Below are 15,923 nucleotides of genomic sequence, written 5' to 3'. Positions count from 1 at the left end.
GCACGAGCCAAATGCCCTAGTAGCTCCGCTACGAGGACATCCGTCCCGCACGCCGAGGGCACGCACCGAACACCGCTCCTTGCTCCACGGGGCAACTCGATACAGACCCTAGTGCTTGATCTTGTAGGAGCAGCCCTTGGTGTTCGTGACGCCGTCGCTCTCCGCGACCACCTTGCCGTCCACCTTGATGGTGCAGGGGGCCTGCTGGAGCTTGCCGTCGGAGCCCGTGATCGTGCCGGGGACCACGCTGACCAGGTAGCCCACCTTCTGCTCCGCGGCGGTGAGTTCGGCGGTGCCCGACTTCGACCACGGCAGGGTCTGCTGCTCGAAGCCGCTGCCGATGCCGCTGTACATGACGGCCGTCTTGCCCGTGCCGCCGACCTCCAGGGTCACCTCGTGCTTCGCGCCGCCGCCGGCGGCCGGAGCCGACGAGGGGTTCTGGCCCTGGTTCTGCGAGGCCGCGGGCTGCGGCTGCTGCTTCCCGCCCTCCGGGGCGGGCTCGGGCTCCGCACTCCCGCAGCCGGTGAGCAGCAGTGCCGCCGCGGCGCACAGTGTCATGGCGGTGATGGTCCTGCGCATGTCCTGATACCTCGATCTTGATTGCCTGGTACGTGTGATCGAAAACAATGGACGCATGACGACACGCGCCCGTTCCTTCGATGCCGCAGCCGCTTCCTACGCCGCCCACCGGCCCGGCTACCCGCCGGCCCTGTTCGACGCCGTCGAGGAGCTCGCGGGGCGCCCGCTCGTCGGGGCGCGCGTGGCCGACGTGGGGGCGGGTACCGGCATGGCCACGGCCCTGCTGCACGAGCGCGGCGCCGAGGTCGTCGCCGTGGAGCCCGGGGACGGCATGGCCGCGCAGCTGCGCCGGGCGCACGCCGGGATCCCGGTCGTGCGCGGTGACGGAGACCGGCTCCCACTGGCCACCGGCGCGTTCGACCTCCTCACCTACGCCCAGGCCTGGCACTGGACCGACCCGGCCCACTCCGTCCCCGAGGCCCGCCGGGTGCTGCGCCCCGGCGGTGCGCTCGCCATCTGGTGGAACGACTCCGACACCACCGTCCCCTGGATCGCCGAACAGGAGGCCCGCCTGGCGGCGTTCTTCGGGGCGAAGGGGGAGCCGGCGCAGGAGGGGAAGCCGTCGAAGCAGGAGAAGCGGGAGAAGCGGGAGAAGTGGCAGGAGCCGGAGGAGCCGGAGGAGCCGGAGACGCAGGGCAGTGGCTTTCGTACGCTGCCCCGCGGGCTCGGCGGTTTCGCCACACGCTCCGTGCGCTGGTCCCGGCGCGTTCCGCTGGACGCGCACCTCGCCAACCTCGCCAGCCACTCCGCCTTCCTGATGCTGGGCGAGGTCGGCACCCGCGCGTACGTCGCCGCGGAACGGGAGCTGCTGGCCCCGCACTTCCCCGACGGGACGGTCGAGGAGAGCTACGTGGTCAGCCTCCACGTCGCCCGGGTGTGAGCGACCGCAGGACCTCCGCCCGGCATTCCGACGGGGTGCCCCACGCGTCCCGCAGCGGGCGTGCCTTGCGCAGCCACAGCGACAGGTCCAGCTCCTCGGTGTAGCCGACCGCACCGTGGAGCTGGAGCGCCGTCAGGGCCGCGCGGTACGCCGCCTCGCCGCAGCGCAGCTTCGCCGCCGCCACGTCGCCCGGGGCCAGTGACAGCGCCGCCGCCCACACCAGCGGCCGGGCGAACTCCAGCGCCACGAGGGTGTCCGCCAGCCGGTGCTTGACCGCCTGGAAGGAGCCGATCGGCACTCCGAACTGCGTGCGCTGCTTCACGTACCCCACCGTCCGCTCCAGCAGGGCCTCGGCGACGCCCAGGCACTGGGCCGCCGTCAGCAGCCGCGCCCAGAGCCCGGCCGCCCGCGCCGCCTGCGCCACCGCCGGTCCCGCCGCGAGCGGCTCGCCCCCGGCCGGAGCGGGGCGGGACAGCCGCCGGGCCGGGTCCGTCGACCGCAGGGTCCCGCCCGCAGCGGCCGGCCACAGCTCGGCCGCCCCCGACACGGTGAAGCAGTACGTCGCCGCGTCCGCGTCCAGGGCGTACGGACCCCCGCCGCTCTCGCCCGGCAGCGTCAGCGTGGCCCAGGCCTCGCCCGCGACCAGGCCCGGCAGGAACCGCTTGGCGAGCGACTCGTCCCCCAGCTGCGACAGCAGCACCGACACGGCCGCGCTCTCCACCACCGGCCCCGGCACCCCGGCCCGGCCCAGCTCCACGAACCCCAGCGACAGCTCCAGCGGGAGCAGGCCCGCCCCCTCGTACGCCTCCGGCGCGGCCAGCGCGAACAGCCCCGTCCCCGCGAGCCGGGACCGCAGCGCCAGCCCGGGCCCGTACTCCCCGTCCGCCCAGGCCCGTACGGCCGCCGGGACCTGCGCCGAGCCCAGCAGGGAGCGCAGCGTACGGGCGAAGTCCGACTGCTCGTCGGTCGGCAGGAAACGCATCAGCGGCGGCCCTTCGGCAGGCCGAGCAGCCGCTCGGCGATGATGTCGCGCTGGATCTCGTTCGTGCCCGCGTAGATCGGCCCGGCCAGCGAGAAGATCCACGGCTCGGCCCACTCCCCGTCCGCGAGCTCGGCGTCCGCGCCCAGCAGGTCCAGCGCCGTCTCGTGCAGGGCGATGTCGTACTCCGACCAGAACACCTTGTTCAGGCTGGACTCCGCGCCGATGGTCCCACCCGCGGCGAAGCGGGAGGCGCCGGCCCAGGTGAACAGCTCGTAGGCGCGCGCCCCGACCACCGCGTCGGCCACCCGGTCGCGCAGTGCCGTGTCGGCCGGATCGCCCTGCTCCCGCCACAGCGCGGTCAGCCGGTCCGCCGCCGCCAGGAACCGGCCGGGGGAGCGCAGGGTCAGGCCGCGCTCGTTGCCGGTGGTCGACATCGCGATCCGCCAGCCCTTTCCCGGCTCCCCGATCACGTCCTCGTCCGGTACGAAGACCTCGTCGAGGAAGAGTTCCGCGAAGGCGGGCTTGCCGTCGAGGCGGCCGACGGGCCGCACCACGACCCCCGGCGCCCGCAGGTCGAACATCAGGTACGTCAGCCCCTGGTGCGGTTTCGGGGCGTCCGGGTCGGTGCGGAAGATGCCGAAGGCCCGGTCCGCGAAGGCCGCCCGCGAGGACCAGGTCTTCTGCCCGGACAGCAGCCAGCCGCCCTCCGTCCGGACCGCGCGCGACGTCAGCGACGCCAGGTCGGAGCCCGACTCCGGCTCCGACCAGGCCTGCGCCCAGACCACCTCGCCGCTCGCCATCGGCGGCAGCACGCGCGCCCGCTGCTCGGGCGTCGCGTGGTCGAAGAGCGTCGGCGCGAGGAGGCTGATGCCGTTCTGCGAGACCCGGCCGGGCGCGCCGGCCGCCCAGTACTCCTCCTCGAAGACCAGCCACTTCACGATGTCGACGCCCCGGCCGCCGTACTCCTCGGGCCACGACACCACCGACCAGCGGTCCGCGTGCAGCCGCGCCTCCCACTCCCGGTGCGCGGCGAAGCCCTCCCGCGTCTCCAGCGAGGGCAGGGGGCAGGCGGGTACGTGGTCGGCCAGCCAGGCGCGTGCGGCGGCCCGGAAGGCCTCCACCTCCGCCGTCTGGGTCAGGTCCATCGGGTGCCCGCCTCCTCGAACGCCGTCACTTCCCTAACAAGTGTTTGGTAGGTTAACGTACGGTCATGAGCAGCGTCGAGGAGTTCGCATGAACGAGCCCCGGTACACCGCCGGCCACCACCTGCTGCAGGACCGCACCGCCGTCATCACCGCCGCCGCGGGCGCCGGGATCGGCGGGGCCACCGCCCGCCGCTTCCTGGAGGAGGGCGCCCGCATCGTCATCGGCGACGCCCACACCCGCCGGCTGAAGGAGACCGAGGACGCGCTCACGGCCGAGTTCGGGGCCGGCCGCGTCACCTCCCTGCCCTGCGACGTCACCGACGAGGACCAGGTACGGGCCCTCTTCGCGCTCGCCGAACAGACCCACGGCAGCCTCGACATCGTCGTCAACAACGCCGGACTCGGCGGCACCGCCGCCCTCGTCGACATGACCGACCAGCAGTGGACCCGCGTCCTCGACGTCACCCTGAACGGCACCTTCCGCTGCACTCGCACCGCACTGCGCTCCTTCAGGGCGTCCGGGGCGGGCGGAGTCGTCGTCAACAACGCCTCCGTCGTCGGCTGGCGCGCCCAGACCGGCCAGGCCCACTACGCCGCCGCCAAGGCCGGGGTCATGGCGCTCACCCGCTGCGCGGCCCTGGAGGCCGCCGAGTTCGGCGTACGCGTCAACGCGGTCGCGCCGAGCCTGGCCATGCACCCCCACCTGGTGAAGGTCACCAGCGAGGAGCTCCTGGCCGACCTCACCGCCCGCGAGGCCTTCGGCCGGCACGCCGAGCCGTGGGAGATCGCCAACGTCATCGTCTTCCTGGCCAGCGGCTATTCGTCCTACATGACGGGCGAGACGGTGTCCGTCAGCAGCCAGCACCCGTAGCCCGACAATGGACGCGTGCCAACGAACAAGCCGGAAGCCCAGCGCGAAGCCCAGCCGACCGTCACGCCGGGAGCCATGCCGACAGCGAAGAAGAAGCCGCAGGTGACGCCCTCGCCCGAGCGGCGCCGTGAACTCCTCGACACCGCCGCCGAAGTCTTCGCCGCGCAGGGCTACAACGCCACCACCGTCCGCAAGATCGCCGACGCCGCCGGGATGCTCGCCGGCAGCCTCTACTACCACTTCGATTCCAAGGAATCGATGCTCGACGAGATCCTCTCCGCCTTCCTCACCGAGCTGTGGGAGGGGTACGACGCCGTCCTCGCCGCCGGACTCGGCCCGAGGGAGACCATCGAGGCCCTCGTCACGGAGTCCTTCCGCGAGATCGACCGGCACCGCGCCGCCGTCGCGATCTACCAGAAGGAATCCCGCACCCTCTCCGCCCAGCCCCGCTTCCACTACCTGTCCGACTCGCAGCAGAAGTTCGAGAAGGCCTGGCTGGGGACGCTGGAACGGGGAGTCGCCGCCAAGGCCTTCCGGGCCGACCTCGACATCCGCCTCACCTACCGCTTCGTGCGCGACACGGTGTGGGTGGCGGCCTCCTGGTACCGGCCGGGCGGACAGCACAGCCCCGACGAGATCGCCCGCCAGTACCTGTCGATGGTCCTGGACGGGATCGCCCTGCGACCCACCTGACAGATCCGACCGTCTGAGGAGTCCCGATGCCCGAGGCCTACATAGTCGACGCCGTACGCACCCCCGTGGGGCGGCGCGGAGGCGGCCTGTCCACCGTCCACCCGGCCGACCTCGGCGCGCACGTCCTCAGGGCACTGGTCGAACGGTCCGGGGTGGACCCGGCGGCCGTGGAGGACGTGGTCTTCGGCTGCCTCGACACGGTCGGCCCCCAGGCCGGGGACATCGCACGCACGGCCTGGCTCGCCGCGGGCCTGCCCGAGGAGGTCCCCGGGGTCACCGTCGACCGCCAGTGCGGCTCCTCCCAGCAGGCCGTGCACTTCGCCGCGCAGGGCGTGCTCTCCGGCACCCAGGACCTCGTGGTCGCCGGCGGCACCCAGAACATGTCGATGATCCCGATCGCCTTCGCCTCACGGCAGGCGGCGCAGCCGCTCGGCCTCACCGAGGGCCCCTACGCGGGATCCGCCGGCTGGCGCGCCCGGTACGGCGACGCCCCGGTCAACCAGTTCCACGGGGCCGAGCTGATCGCACGGAAGTGGGGGATCTCGCGCCGCGACATGGAGGAGTTCGCGCTCCGCTCCCACCAGAGGGCGGTACGCGCGATCGACGAGGGCCGCTTCGCCCGCGAGAGCGCGGCCTACGGGGACATGGCCGTGGACGAGGGGCCGCGCCGGGACACCACCCTGGAGAAGATGGCGACGCTGAAACCGGTCGTCGAAGGCGGCACGATCACCGCCGCGGTCTCCTCCCAGGTCTCCGACGGCGCTGCGGCCCTGCTGATCGCCTCCGAGCACGCCGTCCGCGAACACGGCCTGCGGCCGCGGGCCCGCATCCACCACCTGTCGGTACGGGGCGAGGACCCCATCCGCATGCTGTCCGCGCCCATCCCGGCGACGGCGTACGCGCTGAAGAAGACCGGCATGACGCTGGCCGACATCGACCTGGTCGAGATCAACGAGGCGTTCGCCCCGGTGGTCCTGGCCTGGCTGAAGGAGACCGGCGCCGACCCGGATCGCGTCAACGTCAACGGCGGGGCCATCGCCCTCGGCCACCCGCTGGGCGCGACCGGGGTCAAGCTGATGACCACGCTCCTGCACGAGCTGGAACGCACCGGCGGCCGCTTCGGCCTCCAGACGATGTGCGAGGGCGGCGGCCAGGCCAACGTGACGATCATCGAACGGCTGTAGCCCCGCCGCCAGACCGCGGAGGGGTCACTCGGCCGGGTGGAGGACGCAGGTCACACCCTCGCGTCCACGCTTCCCGCCGGAGGTGTGCTAGCTTAGGGGTCGTTGCAGTTGTGGTACCCATGAACTTTATGTGCGCCTGACGGGAATGTTCCTCAGGCGCTTTTATTGTTTTGCCGGAGTCTCCGGATGGGGCCCTTGCCGCCTATTCAGGAGATTTAAAATGGCACTTGGCACCGTGAAGTGGTTCAACTCGGAAAAGGGCTTCGGCTTCATCGAGCAGGACGGTGGCGGTCCGGACGTCTTCGCCCACTACTCGAACATCGCCACCCAGGGCTTCCGTGAGCTCACCGAGGGCCAGCGCGTGTCCTTCGACGTGACGCAGGGCCAGAAGGGCCCCCAGGCGGAGAACATCATCCCCGCCTAATTCCTTCAGCATGCCGGGGTCCGCACCGAGAGGTGCGGGCCCCGGCTTGTCTGCTGTCTCGACTTTTGTTTTACCTGCCGGTTTCAGGAGGGCTTTCTCGCATGACCAGCTCCAGCTCCGCACGACCCAGCCGCCGCCCCGCCCGGGGACGAGGAGCGGCCCAGGGGCGTCCGAAGGCTGGTGCGGGACGGCAGAAGTCCGCCCCCGCCCCCCGGCCCCAGGAATTCACCATGCCCGAGCCGGCCGTCCCGGCGTTGCCGGCCGTCGCCGCGTTCGAGGACATGGACATGCCCGAGGCGCTGCTGAAGACCCTCGCCGCCCAGGGTGTCACCGAGCCGTTCCCCATCCAGGCCGCGACCCTGCCGAACTCGCTCGCCGGCCGTGACCTCCTCGGCCGCGGCCGCACCGGCTCCGGCAAGACGCTGGCCTTCGGCCTGGCGCTGCTGGCCCGTACCGCCGGCCGCCGGGCGCAGCCGAAGGCGCCGCTCGCGATGGTCCTCGTACCGACCCGCGAGCTCGCGCAGCAGGTGACCGACTCCCTGGCCCCGTACGCCACGGCCGTGAACCTGCGCATCGCCACCGTCGTCGGCGGCATGTCGATCAACCGGCAGTCGGGCGCCCTGCGCCGCGGCGCCGAGGTGCTCGTCGCCACCCCCGGCCGTCTGAAGGACCTCATCGACCGCGGTGACGCGGACCTCTCGCAGGTGTCGATCACCGTCCTCGACGAGGCCGACCAGATGACCGACATGGGCTTCATGCCGCAGGTCACCGCGCTGCTCAAGCAGGTCGAGCCCGGGGGCCAGACCATGCTCTTCTCGGCGACCCTCGACAAGAACATCGACAAGCTCGTCAAGATGTTCCTGACCGACCCGGTCGGCCACTCCGTCGACCCGTCGGCCGGCGCCGTCACCACCATGGAGCACCACGTCCTGTACGTCATGGACGAGACCGACAAGAAGGCCGTGGCGACGCGTATAGCCGCTCGCGACGGCCGGGTGATCATGTTCGTGGACACCAAGCGCGGTGTGGACCGCATGGTCAAGAAGCTCCTCGCCGACGGCGTCCGCGCCTCCGGCCTGCACGGCGGCCGCTCGCAGCCGCAGCGCAACCGCACCCTGGACTGGTTCAAGACGGGCGAGGTCACCGCGCTGATCGCGACGAACGTCGCGGCGCGCGGCATCCACATCGACGACCTCGACCTCGTCGTCAACGTGGACCCGCCCACCGACCACAAGGACTACCTGCACCGCGGCGGCCGTACCGCCCGGGCCGGCGAGTCCGGCAGCGTGGTCACGCTGGTCCTGCCCGACCAGAAGCGGGACATGACCCGGCTGATGTCGGACGCCGGGATCTCCCCGCGCACCGCGCAGATCAAGTCCTCCGACGAGGAGCTGGCCCGGCTGACCGGCGCCAAGGAGCCCTCGGGCATCCCGGTGGTGCTGGACGTTCCGCAGCAGCCCGCGCCGAAGGCGCGCAGCGGGTCCGGCTCCGGTTCGGGCTCCGGCTCGCGCCGTCGCTCGGGTTCGGGCGGCGGGCGCGGCGGCTCCGCCGCCGGGGGCGCCCCGGCGGCCGGCGGCCGAACCCGCCGTTCCGGCGCAGGCTCCGGGCAGGCCCCGGCGGGCTCTGGCTCGGGCCAGGCCCGTCGCGGCGGCCAGGGCGGCTCGGCCACCGGATCCGGCGAGCGCAGCCGACGCGGCGCGGGCGGCTCCGGCGGCGCCGCGGCGGCCTCGGCCCGCAGCCGGGTCGGCACGGGCGGCCAGGCCCGCCGCCGCGCGGTCTGAACCGCCACCCCCCTACGCACGGCGAAGCCGGGCAGCGCACCACGCGCCGCCCGGCTTCGCCGTTTCCGCTAGCGGACCAGCCTGGTCTGGAGTTGCGCCAGCGTTCGCAGGTCCAGGCCGAGGCCCTGGGTCAGGTAGCCGTAGAAGCCGCCGTAGTCGGCCTCTAGCTGCGCCGTCGCCGAAGCCAGGTAGTCCTGGCGGACCTCCTGGAGCGGGATCAGCAGGTCCGGGTTCTGCATCCGCCCCGACTGCTTCAGGCCCGCCCGGACCTTGGCGTCGTAGACGGCGCGGAAGGTGTTCGACGCAAGGTAGTCGCGCTCGGCGGTGTCCTCGGGGACGGCGAGGGCGCGCAGCAGCACGTAACTCATCCAGCCCGTCCGGTCCTTGCCGGACGTGCAGTGGTACAGGACCGGGCCCTGCCGGCCGTCCGCGAGCTCCCGCAGCGTCGCCGCGAACTGCGCCCGGTTCCCGGGGCTGGTCACGAAGGTGCGGTAGATGTCGCGCATGTACGCCTCGGCGCGGCCGCCGCCGAGCATCTGCTCCTGCGTGACGGGGTCCCCGCTGCCGATCGCCGCGACGAGGGTCCCGTAGAGGCCGAGGTCGCTGACCGGGCGTGCGGTGGGGGAGAGTCCGGCGGGCAGCCGGTCGGCGCCGTCGTACTGGACCTCCATCGGGATGCGGAAGTCGACGACCTTCGTGAGGCCGAGACCGGAGACGGTGCTGACGTCGGTGTCGGTCAGCTTGCTCAGTGCGTCGGAGCGGTAGACGAGCCCCTGGCGGACCTGGCCGCCGGTCCAGGTGCGGTAGCCGCCGAGGTCGCGGACGTTGACGGCGCCCTGCAGGACGATCTGGCGGATCGTTTCGGCTTGCTGGTGGTGGTGCCGGGCGCCGGCCCCGGCTCCGGGTGCCGCCGCCGCGTGCGCGGCGGTCGGCAGGGTGGCGAGGGCGAGGGCGAGGGCGGCGACGGCCGCCGCGGCCCCTCTGCGGATTCGGACACGGCTCATGGGGGCGACTCCTGTGACGGAGAAGGGGGATCACCCTGGTGGTGGCAGGGCGTCGAGCGAGTGCGGTCCGTGCGGTCCCGTCGGTCCGAGCTGTCCGTGCGGTCCCGTCGGTCCGTGCGGTGCGTGCAGACGGTCCAGCACACAGTGGGCCTCGGCCATGACGCGGGAGACGAGCTCCGCACAGGACGGGAGATCGTCGATCACCCCCGCGACCTGGCCCGATGCCATGACGCCGAGGTCCGTACGGCCCTCGACCATGGACGCCTTGAGGAGCATCGGAGTGTTCGCGGCGAGCAGGACCTGGCTCCAGGACAGGTCCTTGCCGTGCTTCATCGCCAGGCCGTCGCGGACCATCTGCGCCCAGCCCAGACCGGACAGCTTCCGCAAGCCCGCCGCGTGCCGGACCGCCCGGCCCAGCGCCCGGGCCCGCCCGGCGCGCTCCAGGGAGTCGACCAGCTCCGTACGGAGCATGCGGTGCGGGAGACCGTCGACGGCCGTGGTGACGGTGACGTCCCGGACCGTCGCCTTCAGGTACTCGGTCTTCACCGCGTCCGGCACGGTCGAGTCCGAGGTCAGCAGGAACCGGGTGCCCATGGCGATGCCCGCCGCCCCGTACGCCAGGGCCGCGACCAGGCCGCGGCCGTCACTGAACCCGCCGGCCGCGACGACCGGGATGTCCACCGCGTCCACGACCTGCGGCAGCAGCACCGTGGTGGCCACCTCACCGGTGTGCCCGCCGCCCTCGCCGCCCTGCACGATCACCGCGTCGGCGCCCCAGGCGGCGACCTTCTCGGCATGCCGCCGCGCCCCGATCGACGGGATGACGACCACGCCCGCGTCCTTCAGCCGGCCGATCAGCTCCCGCGAGGGCGCGAGCGCGAAGGACGCGACCCGGACCCCCTCGTCGATGATCAGCCGGACGCGCTCGGGCGCGTCCCCGGCGTCCGCACGCAGGTTGACCCCGAAGGGGGTCCCCTCCGGGACACGGGACCTCACCTCGTGGACCGCCGCGCGCAGCTGGTCCGTGGTCATCGTCGCGGAGGCCAGGATGCCCAGGGCGCCGGCGCGCGCCACGGCCGACACCAGGCGCGGACCGGCGACCCAGCCCATGCCCGTCTGCACGACGGGGTGCTCGACCCCGACCAGTCTCGTGAACGCCGTCTCCACCGGATCAGCCCCGCACTTCCCGGTCGCGCAGCCCCTTCGGGTCGATCACCTCGCGGATCAGCCGCAGTTCCCCCTCGGTCGGCTCCCGCGTGTACGGGACCTCCTCGGGCAGCGCCAGCTCGAAGCCGGTCGCCGCCCGGACCTCCTCGACGGTGGTGCCGGGGTGCAGGGAGGCCAGCCGCATGGAGTTGCCGGGGCCGGCGAAGTCGAAGACGCCCAGATCGCTGACCACCCGGGGCAGCCGGTGGAAACGGGTCGCCCCCGCCTCGGCGGCGCGGTCGTAGCCGACGCCGCTGACCATGTCGACGCGCTCGACGAAGACCCGCGCCGAATGCCTCGGGATCCAGTAACTGACCGGATGGTTGAGGGTGTTGACGGGCGCCCCGCGTACGCCGAGCAGCTGGCGGGCCGGCCGCTCCCAGTCGCCGATGCAGGAGATGTTCTGGTTGCCGAACCGGTCGATCTGGCTCGCGCCCATCATCACGTGCCGCCTGCCGCCGGTGACCATGGTCAGGTGGCGCCGGTAGGGGAGCCATCCCTCGGGCGTGCCGTCGAGCCCGACGAGCATGGCCTCGCCGTCCGTCAGCAGCAGGTCGGGGGAGAAGGTCCGCTTCGCGAGCCGGGCCCCGAAGGAGGGGATCAGGCCCATCGGGCTGGCGAGCACCTCGCCGTCGCCGCGCCAGGCCTCGGCGCACGCGATCACGCAGTACTCGGCACGGGTGGCTGAGGTGCCTGAGGTGGCGGAGGCGGCAGTGGTGTCCGAGGTGGCGGGGGTCGTGGTCACTGCTGCTCCTCGTGCCAGGTCCGGACGGCCGACTGGTAGTCGTGCTCGCTCGCCCCGGACAGGAAGCGTGCCGAGAACTCGGGCCAGGGGGTGCTCGCGTACAGCTCCTGGAAGGCCTCGTCGCGGTCGTGGTCGGGGACGCAGGAGGTGAAGTGCGCGCCGTTCGGCGTCTCCACCACCCCGGTGACGGAGTGCCGGCTGACCAGGAGGGACTGCGGGGGGCCGGCCTTGGTGAGCTCGGCGGTCTCGACGAGCTGTTCGCAGGAGACGTAGGCGGCGTCGGCGGCCTCGCAGAACAGGTCGTCGAAGTACGGGTCCGGGCCCAGGTACTGGGCGTTGCCGAGGCGGTCGGCGCGGTTGAGGTGGACCAGGGCGGCGTCCATGCGCAGGGCGGGGACGGCGACGAGCTCCTCGCCGTCGCCGTAGGGCGAGGTGACCGTGCGCAGTTCCGGGTTGACCCGCATCACGTCGGAGCCGAGGCCGGCGCGGACCGGGAGGAAGGGCAGCCGGTTGGCGGCGGCGTGCAGGCCCCACATGAACATGGCCTCGTCGTACTCGGTGAGCGCGAAGGCGGCCCGTTCGCGGCCGGCCCGGAAATGCGGCTCCAGCGCGATGGAGTCGAGGGTGGCGAAGGGGGCGACGAGCCGGCGGATCCGGCCCGCGGCCGCCAGCAGACCGACGTCGGGGCCGCCGTAGGAGATCACGGTGAGATCGGTGATCTCGGACCGGAGCAGCGCTCTGACCAGGGCCATGGGCTTGCGCCGGGACCCCCAGCCGCCGATCCCGAGGGTCATCCCGCTGCGCAGCTGCCCGACCACCTCTTCGACGGTCATGGTCTTGTCGCTCATGCGCGCTCTTCCTTCCCGAAGGTGTCGCGGACCCGGTCGGCCACCCCGCTGAGGTTGGCCTCGAAGGTGAAGCCCTGTTCGAAGCGGTAGCTGCGGCGCACGTCCACGGGGTCGATCCCGTTGATGGCCGCCTTCGCCAGCCGGATCAGGCAGCCGTCCTTCGTCGCGATCTCGGCGGCCAGCTCCAGGGCGGCGCCGCGCAGCGCCTCGCGCGGGACCACCCTCCAGACCGAGCCGTGGGCGTGCAGTTCGGCGGCGGTCGCGGTGCGCGAGGTGTAGTAGAGGGCGCGCATCAGGTGCTGGGGGACCAGTCGGGCCAGGTGGGTGGCGGCGCCCAGGGCGCCCCGGTCGAGTTCGGGCAGGCCGAAGACGGCGTCGTCGGAGGCGACGATCGCGTCGGCGTTGCCGACCAGGCCGATGCCGCCGCCCAGGCAGAACCCGTTCACGGCCGCGACGACGGGCACCTCGCAGTCGTAGACGGCGGCGAACGCCTCGTAGCAGCCCCGGTTGGCGCCGACGAGGGCCGCGTGGCCGGTGTCGCGCTGCATCTCCTTGATGTCGACGCCCGCGTTGAAGCCGCGGCCCTCGGCGGCGAGGACCACGCACCGGACCTCGGGGTCCCGCCCCGCGGTCCGCAGGGCGTCGGCCAGGTCGTACCAGCCCTGCACGGGCAGCGCGTTGACGGGCGGGAAGTCGACCGTGACCAGTGCGACGCCCTTGTCGGGGCTGAAGGTGGAGACACCCATGAGAGGATCAGCTACCTTTCCACCAAACATTTGTTAGGTGAGGAAGGTAGCAGCCGATGGAGCTCGACGGGAGGGTTGTCGTCGTCACCGGCGGAACCAGGGGCGTCGGCGCCGGGATCGCCCGGTCGTTCCTGGAGGCCGGCGCGGAGGTCGTCGTCTGCGCACGGCGGCCCCCCGACCGGCCGGTGGCGGCGGGCGGCCGCGAGGCGTCCTTCACCGCGCTCGACCTGCGCGACACCGCCGCCGTAGGGGACTTCTTCGACGCGGTCGCCGGGCGGTACGGGCGGCTCGACTGCCTCGTCAACAACGCCGGCGGGACCCCGTACCGCCTCCTGGGCGAAGGCGGCGCCGAACGCCACGCGCGGGTCGTCGAGCTCAACCTCGTCGCCCCGATGACCGCCTCCCTGGCGGCCCACCCCTGGCTGAAGCGCACCCGCGGTTCGGTGGTGATGATCGGCAGCGTCAGCGGAACCCGCCCCTCACCGGGGACGGCGGCGTACGGGGCGGCCAAGGCGGGCCTGGAGAGCCTGGCCCGGTCCATGGCCGTCGAATGGGCACCCGAGGTACGGGTGAACTCGCTGGTCCTCGGCATGGTGCGGACCGAACTCGCGCACCTGCACTACGGCGACGAGGCCGGCATCGAGGCGGTCGGCGCGACGGTCCCGCTGGGCCGGCTCGCCGAACCGGCCGACGTGGGCGACGCGGCTGTCTTCCTCGCCTCCGACCGGGCGCGGTACGTGAGCGGGGCGAGCCTGCTGGTGCACGGCGGCGGCGAGCGCCCGGCCTTCCTGGATGCGGCAACTGTCAACAAGGAGAGCTGAGATGGCGGGACTGTGCGAGGGCCGGGTCGTGATCGTGACGGGCGCGGGGCGGGGGCTGGGCCGGGCCCACGCGCTGGGCTTCGCCGCCGAAGGGGCGAAGGTCGTCGTCAACGACCTCGGCGTGGGACTGGACGGGCTGCCCGGGCCGCAGAGCCCGGCGGCGCAGGTGGTCCGGGAGATCGAGGAGCTGGGCGGCGAGGCGGTCGCGCACGGCGGGGACATCGCGACCGCGCAGGGCGCGGACTGCCTGGTGCGGGCCGCCGTCGACGCCTTCGGCCGCCTCGACACGCTGGTCAACAACGCGGGGTTCCTCCGGGACCGGATGCTGGTGAACCTGGACGAGGACGACTGGGACGCGGTCGTGCGGGTCCACCTGAAGGGGCACTTCCTGCCGCTGCGGTCGGCGGCCGCGTGGTGGCGGGCGGAGGCGAAGGCCGGCCGCCCGGTGGCAGCCCGGGTCGTCAACACCTCTTCCGGGGCGGGCCTGCTGGGCTCCGTCGGCCAGGGCAACTACAGCGCGGCCAAGGCGGGCATCCTCGGCCTGACCCTGGTCGCGGCGGCCGAGATGGGCCGGTACGGAGTCCAGGTCAACGCCATCGCCCCGGCCGCGCGGACGCGCATGACGGAAGAGACCTTCGCGCACACCATGGCCGCCCCCGAGGGCGGCGGATTCGACGCTATGGCACCCGAGAACGTCTCCCCACTCGTGGTGTGGCTCGGCGCGGACGCCTCGGCCGGGGTCACCGGCCGGGTCTTCGAGACCGAAGGCGGCCGGATCACCGTCATGGAGGGCTGGCGGCCGGGCCCCACGGCGGACCGCGGCGCGAGGTGGACCCCGGCGGAGGCGGGCGAGGCGGCGGTGAAACTCCTGGCCGCGGCCGAGCCGCCGCTGCCGGCGTACGGCTCACGCTAACGCTGCCTGACGCGGCACTGGATCCTGTCGGATCAAAGGGAGGGGGACGGCGTCCGCCCACTCCGCATCGGCCCGCTTGAGCTGCGCGGGCGCTGCGGGGGCCGGAAACGGAAGCGGGCCCGGCCCCCTGGCGAGGGGTCGGGCCCGAGTCTTCGTCGGTGCGTTGAGGTATGACTACCCGCTGGGCCCACCCGCTGAACCGCAGTCAGGCCATCTGTTGTGCGCGAAATTGCGCGGCGCCGCGCGGAGGCCGCCCGGAGGCGGCCCGGAGGCGGCGCCGGAGCGGGAACCGGGCGGTTCCCGCCGGTGCGTCAGGAGAGCTTGCCGTTGTAGTCCGGCAGCTTGACGGTGCGCTCGGCGTGACCGCCGACCAGGTCGGTCGGGCTGTTCCCGATGTTGGCGATGATCGTGTAGCCGCGCGCCTCGATCTCCGCCCGCTTGGCCGTCTTGTAGGCGCTGACCTCCTCGAAGAGGTCGGGCAGGTCGCGGACGTAGAGCCCGGAGACCGGGTAGCCGACGGCCTTGAGGTTGTACTCGGTCAGGGAGTGGATGATGCCCGGGCGGGCCGTGACGAAGAAGACGGCGACGCCGCGCGCGTGGGCGTACTGGGTCAGTGCGCGCACCTTGGTGATCGCGGGGGTCGGGTAGGTCCAGAACCAGTGGAAGTCCGTCTCCAGCGAGGTGTTGTCGATGTCGAGGACGAGGGCCGGCTTCTCGCCGGCCGGCGAGTTCGCGATGCGCTGCTCGATCGCCGGGCGGGCCGCGTCGACGATGGCGGCCACCTCCCGCTGCCAGGTGGCGTAGTCGATGCCGAGTATCGCCGCGTTGCCGCCCGGCGCGGACGCGGACGCGGTCGCGGTCGTGGCGGCGGTCGCCGGGGCGGAGACGGGCGCGGGCGCGGCGACCGGGGCCGCCTGGGCCGCGGTGGCCGGAACGAGCGTCAGGACGGCGGCCGCTGCGGCCACGCCGACGGCGGCGGTACGGGGCGTGCGGATGCGGCGGGAACTGCGCATGGGGGGCGCTCCTCGGTCGCGAATTGACATGGACGTGACCAGAGTTGGCGAGAACGGCATCCATGTCTACTGGCCGGTAGGAAACTTT

Annotated in this window: 17 protein-coding genes; 8 read left to right on the top strand and 9 right to left on the bottom strand. The window is 73.0% G+C overall.

The window, feature by feature from the left end; translation table 11 throughout:
* Positions 1–108: 108 nt before the first annotated feature.
* Positions 109–579, bottom strand: coding sequence for a hypothetical protein (locus tag ACFWFZ_RS17335; RefSeq protein ID WP_387123103.1), 471 nt, complete (start codon positions 577–579; stop codon positions 109–111).
* A gap of 55 nt (positions 580–634) precedes the next feature.
* On the opposite strand from ACFWFZ_RS17335, the gene ACFWFZ_RS17330 reads away from it, so the two are divergent.
* Positions 635–1,459, top strand: coding sequence for a class I SAM-dependent methyltransferase (locus ACFWFZ_RS17330; protein ID WP_387123101.1), 825 nt, complete (start codon positions 635–637; stop codon positions 1,457–1,459).
* Here the strand turns inward: ACFWFZ_RS17330 and ACFWFZ_RS17325 are convergent.
* Together ACFWFZ_RS17325 and ACFWFZ_RS17320 are read right to left on the bottom strand one after the other, a co-directional pair.
* Entirely contained in the window at positions 1,434–2,441 is a 1,008-nt protein-coding gene (locus ACFWFZ_RS17325) for an acyl-CoA dehydrogenase family protein (protein ID WP_387123099.1), read from the bottom strand. The genes ACFWFZ_RS17330 and ACFWFZ_RS17325 overlap by 26 nt on opposite strands.
* Positions 2,441–3,586, bottom strand: coding sequence for an acyl-CoA dehydrogenase family protein (locus ACFWFZ_RS17320; RefSeq protein ID WP_387123097.1), 1,146 nt, complete (start codon positions 3,584–3,586; stop codon positions 2,441–2,443). The genes ACFWFZ_RS17325 and ACFWFZ_RS17320 overlap by 1 nt, the downstream gene beginning before the upstream one ends.
* An 88-nt stretch (positions 3,587–3,674) precedes the next feature.
* Here ACFWFZ_RS17320 and ACFWFZ_RS17315 point away from each other — a divergent pair, with 88 nt between their 5' ends.
* The 5 genes from ACFWFZ_RS17315 to ACFWFZ_RS17295 all read left to right on the top strand — a co-directional run bounded on the left by ACFWFZ_RS17315 (position 3,675) and on the right by ACFWFZ_RS17295 (position 8,539).
* A complete protein-coding gene (locus tag ACFWFZ_RS17315) occupies positions 3,675–4,457 on the top strand; it encodes an SDR family oxidoreductase (RefSeq protein WP_387123095.1) in 783 nt (260 codons plus the stop codon).
* A gap of 75 nt (positions 4,458–4,532) precedes the next feature.
* A complete protein-coding gene (locus ACFWFZ_RS17310; protein ID WP_387123180.1) occupies positions 4,533–5,150 on the top strand; it encodes a TetR/AcrR family transcriptional regulator in 618 nt (205 codons plus the stop codon).
* 26 nt (positions 5,151–5,176) lie between these two features.
* Positions 5,177–6,334: an acetyl-CoA C-acetyltransferase gene (locus tag ACFWFZ_RS17305; protein ID WP_387123093.1), complete on the top strand. Its 1,158-nt coding sequence runs from the start codon at positions 5,177–5,179 to the stop codon at positions 6,332–6,334.
* Positions 6,335–6,554: 220 nt separating this feature from the next.
* Positions 6,555–6,758, top strand: a complete 204-nt coding sequence (locus ACFWFZ_RS17300) for a cold-shock protein (protein ID WP_030028954.1) — start codon at positions 6,555–6,557, stop codon at positions 6,756–6,758.
* A 101-nt stretch (positions 6,759–6,859) separates the two neighbouring features.
* Entirely contained in the window at positions 6,860–8,539 is a 1,680-nt protein-coding gene (locus tag ACFWFZ_RS17295) for a DEAD/DEAH box helicase (protein ID WP_387123091.1), read from the top strand.
* 68 nt (positions 8,540–8,607) lie between these two features.
* On the opposite strand, the gene ACFWFZ_RS17290 is transcribed toward ACFWFZ_RS17295, so the two are convergent.
* The 5 genes from ACFWFZ_RS17290 to ACFWFZ_RS17270 are packed head-to-tail and all read right to left on the bottom strand — an operon-like array spanning position 8,608 to position 13,088.
* Positions 8,608–9,543 (bottom strand): tyrosine-protein phosphatase, encoded by a 936-nt coding sequence (locus tag ACFWFZ_RS17290; RefSeq protein ID WP_387123089.1) that lies wholly within the window; start codon positions 9,541–9,543, stop codon positions 8,608–8,610.
* A gap of 30 nt (positions 9,544–9,573) precedes the next feature.
* Entirely contained in the window at positions 9,574–10,710 is a 1,137-nt protein-coding gene (locus ACFWFZ_RS17285; RefSeq protein ID WP_387123087.1) for an NAD(P)H-dependent flavin oxidoreductase, read from the bottom strand.
* Positions 10,711–10,714: 4 nt separating this feature from the next.
* Positions 10,715–11,494 (bottom strand): CoA-transferase subunit beta, encoded by a 780-nt coding sequence (locus ACFWFZ_RS17280; RefSeq protein WP_387123085.1) that lies wholly within the window; start codon positions 11,492–11,494, stop codon positions 10,715–10,717.
* Positions 11,491–12,342: a CoA transferase subunit A gene (locus ACFWFZ_RS17275; RefSeq protein ID WP_387123083.1), complete on the bottom strand. Its 852-nt coding sequence runs from the start codon at positions 12,340–12,342 to the stop codon at positions 11,491–11,493. The genes ACFWFZ_RS17280 and ACFWFZ_RS17275 overlap by 4 nt, the downstream gene beginning before the upstream one ends.
* Positions 12,339–13,088 (bottom strand): enoyl-CoA hydratase family protein, encoded by a 750-nt coding sequence (locus ACFWFZ_RS17270; RefSeq protein ID WP_387123081.1) that lies wholly within the window; start codon positions 13,086–13,088, stop codon positions 12,339–12,341. The genes ACFWFZ_RS17275 and ACFWFZ_RS17270 overlap by 4 nt, the downstream gene beginning before the upstream one ends.
* A 56-nt stretch (positions 13,089–13,144) precedes the next feature.
* Here ACFWFZ_RS17270 and ACFWFZ_RS17265 point away from each other — a divergent pair, with 56 nt between their 5' ends.
* Together ACFWFZ_RS17265 and ACFWFZ_RS17260 are read left to right on the top strand one after the other, a co-directional pair.
* The gene (locus ACFWFZ_RS17265; RefSeq protein ID WP_387123079.1) at positions 13,145–13,909 is read left to right on the top strand and encodes an SDR family oxidoreductase; all 765 of its coding nucleotides are present in this window, start codon (positions 13,145–13,147) and stop codon (positions 13,907–13,909) included.
* 1 nt (position 13,910) lies between these two features.
* A complete protein-coding gene (locus ACFWFZ_RS17260; protein WP_387123077.1) occupies positions 13,911–14,822 on the top strand; it encodes an SDR family oxidoreductase in 912 nt (303 codons plus the stop codon).
* A gap of 311 nt (positions 14,823–15,133) precedes the next feature.
* Here the strand turns inward: ACFWFZ_RS17260 and ACFWFZ_RS17255 are convergent, their stop codons facing one another.
* On the bottom strand, positions 15,134–15,835 hold the full coding sequence (locus ACFWFZ_RS17255; protein WP_387123075.1) for an HAD family acid phosphatase: 702 nt from the start codon (positions 15,833–15,835) through the stop codon (positions 15,134–15,136).
* Between the last annotated feature and the right edge of the window lie 88 nt (positions 15,836–15,923).

Source organism: Streptomyces sp. NPDC060232, assembly GCF_042726555.1.
Classification (GTDB): domain Bacteria; phylum Actinomycetota; class Actinomycetes; order Streptomycetales; family Streptomycetaceae; genus Streptomyces.
This window is presented reverse-complemented; position numbering and strand designations above follow the sequence as displayed.